The sequence below is a fragment of the Kitasatospora sp. NPDC056783 genome, assembly GCF_042789895.1.
GTDB lineage: Bacteria > Actinomycetota > Actinomycetes > Streptomycetales > Streptomycetaceae > Kitasatospora.
In genome coordinates, this window is record NZ_JBHUAF010000215.1 from 8,623 (window position 1) to 14,159 (window position 5,537).

Below are 5,537 nucleotides of genomic sequence, written 5' to 3' on the forward strand. Positions count from 1 at the left end.
GTGCTCGGCCAGCCGGCGGGCCCACGCCGCGACGGAGGTGGTGCGGGCGGGCAGCCGCAGCGGGCGGCCCTCGACGGCCTGCCGGTAGGCGGTCTCCAGGTCCTCCAGCAGCACCCGCCAGGAGACGCCGTCGACGGCCAGGTGGTGGACGGCCAGCAGCAGCCGGTCGGGCCGGGCTCCGCCGCCGGTCAGCAGCCGGGCGGTGAGCAGCGGGCCGCCGTCCAGCCGGAACGAGCGGTCCCCGGGCTCCTCCGGAGCGCCCGGCGCGCGGACCTCCAGCAGTTCGGGCGCGGTCTCGTCGGCGGGGGCGCAGTGCTGGTGCCAGGTGCCGTCCTCGGCGCGGGCGAAGCGGGAGCGCAGCGCGTCGTGGTGGGCCCACAGGGCGGCCAGGGCGCGGCGCAGGGCCTGGGGGTCGACGGTGCCGGGGGCCTCCACCAGGACGGACTGGTCGAACTGCCCGGCGTACGGCGGGTTCGGGTCGAGGAACCAGTGCTGGATCGGGGTCAGGGCGACCTCTCCGCCGACCGGTTCGGTGCCGGCCACGGTGACGGCGCTGCCGGCGGCCGCGGCCAGCGCGGCGACGGTGGGGTGGCGGAACAGGTCGCGCGGGGAGAGCGCGAGGCCGGCGGCGCGGGCCCGGGAGACGACCTGGATGCTCAGGATGGAGTCGCCGCCGAGCAGGAAGAAGTCGTCGTCCAGCCCGACCCGCTCCACCCCGAGCAACTCCGCCCAGATCGCGGCGAGCAGGTGTTCGCGCTCGGTGCCGGGGGCGCGGTGGGGGCGGTCGCCGCCCGCCGACCGTTCGGGGACGGGCAGCCGCCCGCGGTCCACCTTGCCGTTGGCGGTGAGCGGGAGTTCGGGCAGGGTGACGAAGGCGGCGGGCAGCATGTAGTCGGGCAGGTCGGCGGCCAGGTGGGCGCGCAGGTCGGCGGCGGTGGGCGGCTCGGTCTCGGCCGGCACCAGATAGGCAAGCAGCCGCTTGCCTATCGTGTCCTGGTGCAGCGAGACCACCGCCTCGGCGACGGCCGGGTGGGCGGTGAGCCGGGCCTCGATCTCGGCGGGCTCGATCCGGAAGCCTCGGATCTTGATCTGGTCGTCCGCGCGGCCGACGAAGTGGAGTTCGCCGTCCTCGCTCCACCGGGCGGTGTCGCCGGTGCGGTACATCCGGGCCCCGGGCGGGCCGAACGGGTCCGCGAGGTAGCGGGCGGCGGTCGCGCCGGGGCGGCCCGCGTAGCCCCGGGCGAGCCCGGCTCCGGCGATGTACAGCTCCCCGGTGATTCCCGGGGGCTGCGGCTGGAGCGCGCCGTCCAGGACGTACACCCGGGTGTTGTCCAGCGGGCGGCCGATCGGCAGCACGGCGGGCAGCTCGTCGCCGTCGCGGAAGGCCCGCCGGGTGGCGAAGGTGGTGGTCTCGGTCGGGCCGTAGCCGTCGACCACGGTGAGGCCGGGGCAGGCCGCCAGGACCTTGCGGACGACGGCACCGGGCACCGCCTCACCGCCGGTCCACACCTCCCGGGCGCCGCGCAGGCAGCCCGGGTCCTCCTGGGCGAGCAGCCGGAACAGCCCGGCGGTCAGCCACAGGCTGCGCACGCCCCGCTCGGTGACGGCGTGCCGGACGGCGGCGGCGTCCAGGTCCTGCGGCGGGGCCAGGACGGCGGTGCCGCCGCGCAGCAGCGGCACCCACAGCTCGTAGGTGGCGGCGTCGAAGGCGTGCGGGGAGTGCACCAGCACCCGGTCGTGGCCGGCGAAGGCCCGGTCCAGCGCGAGCGCGGCGACGTCCCGGCGACGCACCGCGACGCCCTTGGGGGTGCCGGTGGAGCCGGAGGTGAACATCAGGTACTGGACGTTGTCGGGGTGGACGGCCGCCACGACGGGCGTCACGACACGCGCCGCGCCGGGCGCCGCGTCGGGCGCCGCGTCGGGCGCCGCGTCGGGCGCCGGGCCCGCGGCGGCCACCGGCCGGCGGTCCGGCTCGTCGACCCTCAGCACCCGCCCCGCGTCGCGCAGTCCGGCCGCCGTACCGGCCCAGTGGGCATCGGTGAGCAGCAGCCCGGCGCCCGCCTCGCCGAGCATCCGGTGCAGCCGCTCGCGCGGCGCCCGGCCGTCCAGCGGGACGTAGACCCCACCGGTGCGCACCAGCGCCAGCTGGGCGACGACCAGGTCGACGGAGCGCTCCATCAGCACCCCGACCGGCTGCTCCACCCGCACCCCGAGCGCGGTCAGTCGTCCGGCCAACTCGGCTGCCAGGGCGTCGAGTTCGCGGTAGGTCAGGCGTTCCGAGACGGTCTCCAGGGCGACCGCCCCGGGGGTGCGGAGCACCTGCTCGGCGAAGAGTTCGGCGATGTCGGCGGCGGGCTGCTCGACGGCGGTGGCGTTCCAGTCGACCAGGATCCGGCGGCTCTCCTCCCCGGTCAGCAGCGGCAGCCGCGCGGGCGGGCGGTGGGCGCCCTCGGGCAGGCCGCTCAGCACGGCGGTGAGCTGCCCGGCCAGCCTGCGCACGGTGGACTCGTCGAACAGCCTCGGGTCGTAGCAGAGCCGCAGGGACAGCTCCGGGCCCGGGTAGGCGAGCAGGGCGAGCGGGTAGTTGGTGGTCTCGATCCCGTCCAGGTCGCTCAGCCGCAGGCCGTGCGCGCCCGCCGCCTCCTCGTCGACCGGGTAGTTCTCGAAGACCACCAGGCTGTCGAACAGGGCGCTCTGCTCGGGCAGTCCGGTGCCGGCCCGCATCCGGGTCAGCGGGACGAAGCCGTACCGCCGGTCCTCGCTCTGCTCCCGCTGCACCGTGCGCAGCCAGTCCAGCAGGGTGCCCTCGGCGGGCACCGTGGTGCGGGTCGGCAGGGTGGTGATGAACAGGCCGGTCATCGCCTCGACGCCGGGCAGCTCGGGCGGCCGCCCGGAGGAGGTGGTGCCGAACACCACCTCGGCCCGCCCGGCCTGGCGGCCCAGCAGCAGCGCCCAGGCGCCCTGGACCAGGGTGTTGACGGTCAGCCCGGAGCCGCGCGCGAGGTCCTCCAGCGCCTTGGTCACGGCGGCGGGCAGGGCGAACGGCACGGCCCGGGTGGACTCCGCGCGGTGGTTGCCCACCGGCTCGCGGTCGTACGGCAGCGGCGTCGCCTCGGTGAGCCCGGCGAGCCTGCCGCTCCAGTACCGCTCCGCCTCGGCGTGGTCGCGCTCGCCCAGCCAGGCCAGGTACTCGCGGTACGGCCGGCGCTCCGGCACGGAGCCGTACGGGACGTCCGCCGCCGAGGAGTCGTCCTGTGCCGAGGAGGCGGCCGGCCCGGAGCGGCCGAGGGCGGCGTGCGCGGCGAAGACGTCGGAGAGCACCTGGAACAGGCTCCAGCCGTCCAGGATCAGGTGGTGGAAGGACCACAGCACCCGCACCCGGCCCTCCGGGAGCCGGATCAGCGCCAGCCGCTGGAGCGGGGCCGCCGCGAGGTCCAGGCCACGGGCCCGGTCGCGGTCCAGCAGTTCGGCCAGGCGGGCGCGGCGCTCCGGATCGGGCAGCTCGCGCCAGTCCAGGTGGGTGACCGGTACGACCGCCCGACGGTGCACCACCAGCAGCGGCTCGGGCACCCCCTGCCAGCGGACGTGGGCGCGCAGCAGTTCCGTGCGGTCGGTGACCCACTGCCAGGCCCGGGCCAGGCGCGCCGGGTCGGGCACGCCGTCCAGGACGAAGTCCAGCTGCTGGAAGTAGGCGCCGCTGTCCTCCTCGGCGAGGCCATGGAAGAGCATGCCGGACTGGGTCGGGGTGAGCGGCAGCACGTCCTCGACCGCGGCCGGGTCCGCGCCGGTGATCCGGTCCACCGCCGCCTGGTCGAGCCGGGCCAGCGGGAAGTCCGACGGGGTGCGGCCGGCGGCGCCGGGGCGGGCCGCGTGACGGGCGAGGTCGGCCAGTTCCTCGGCGAAGCGCCGGGCCAGCGCCTCGACGGTGTCGCCGTGGTGGACGGCGGTGGAGTGGAACCAGGTGAACTCCAGCGCGTCGCCGTCGAGCCGGCCGACCACCTCCAGGGGGTGGGGGCGCTCGGTGCGCGGGTCGGCGTCCAGCTCCAGCGGACGGAAGGTGCCGCGGAACAGGCCGTCCGGGTCGTCCGGGAGGGCGATCCGGCCCAGGTAGTTGAAGCTGATCCGGGCGGTCGAGGCCTCCGGCGCCGTGCCGGGGCGGCCGAGGTGGCGCAGCGCCTCGAAGCCGAGGCCGCGCCGGGGGACGGCGCGCAGCTGCTCCTTGACCCGCTTGAGGACGGCGTCCCAGTCGGCTCCGGCGGGCACGGCCAGGGCGACGGGGTGGCGGGTGGTGAACCAGCCGACCGTGCGGCTGAGGTCGAGGTCGGCGAAGAGTTCCTCGCGGCCGTGCCCCTCGACGTCCACCACGACGTGCTCCAGCCCGCTCGCCGCGCACAGGGCCCGGCCGAGGGCGCTGAGCAGCACGTCGTTGGCCTGGGTGCGGTAGGTGTCGGGCAGGACGCGCAGCAGGGCGGCGGTGTCGGCGGCGCTCAGCCGGACGGTGACGGAGGCTTCGGTGGCGTAGCCGTTCGGGCCCGCGAGGTCGGCGGGGAAGGGCTCGGCGGGAACGGGCTCGGCGGCGGAGGGCTCCGCGGCGGGCCGCGGCGAGATGGCCCGCGCCCAGTACGCGCTCTCGTCCTCGAAGCCGCCCCCGGCGGCGAAGCCGCTCAGCCGCTCGGCCCACTGCCGCAGCGGCGTGGACTTGGCGGGCAGGGCGCCGGCCCCGTCCCGGCCGTCCCGGCGGGCCCGGTAGGCGGTGTCGAGGTCCTCCAGCAGCACCCGCCAGGAGACCCCGTCGACCACCAGGTGGTGGACGGCCAGGTGCAGCACCGGCGCCAGCCCCTCGGCGCGCTCGTGCAGCACGGCGCGCAGCAGCGGCTCGCCGCCGTCCAGGTCGTACGGGCCGAAGTGCGGGGTGTCCCCGTCCGGGCCGGTGTGCCGGGCGAGGGCGGTCCGGGGGCCCGGCTCGGCGATCCGCCACCGCGCGGCGCCGTCGCCGTCGAGGCAGGTGAAGGCCGAGCGCAGCGCGTCGTGGTGGGCGACCAGGTCGTCGAGGGCCGCTTCCAGGGCCGCCCGGTCCAGGTCCTCGGGCAGCAGCAGGGACAGCGCCTGGCCGAAGTGCCCGGCCCGCCCGGCGGCCCGCTCCAGCCACCAGCGCTGGATCGGGGTCGGCACGGCCTCGCCGGTCGCGGCGACCGCTGCGGGTGCGGCCGGGGCCTCGGCGTCCTCGGCGGCCCTGGCGAGGGCGGCGACCGTCTGGTGCCGGTAGAGGTCCCGGGAGGTCACCGGCAGTCCGGCCTGCCGGGAGCGGGCCACCACCTGGATGCCGAGGATGGAGTCGCCGCCGAGGTCGAAGAAGTTGTCGTGGATGCCGATTTCTTCGGTTCCGAGGACTGTGGCCCAGGTGGTGGCGAGGAGGTGTTCGGTGGGGGTGCGGGGTGGTGTGTGTTCTGTGGTGTTGGTGGGTTCGGGCTGGGTGTCCGGTTGGGGGAGGGCTCGTCGGTCGACCTTGCCGCTGGGGGTGAGGGGCAGGCGGTCGA

General features: G+C 76.8%; 1 protein-coding gene. It reads right to left on the bottom strand.

What is annotated here, in order from left to right:
* A partial coding sequence (locus ACFRMQ_RS26145; RefSeq protein WP_380733075.1) for an amino acid adenylation domain-containing protein occupies window positions 1-5,537 on the bottom strand: 5,537 nt, incomplete at both ends.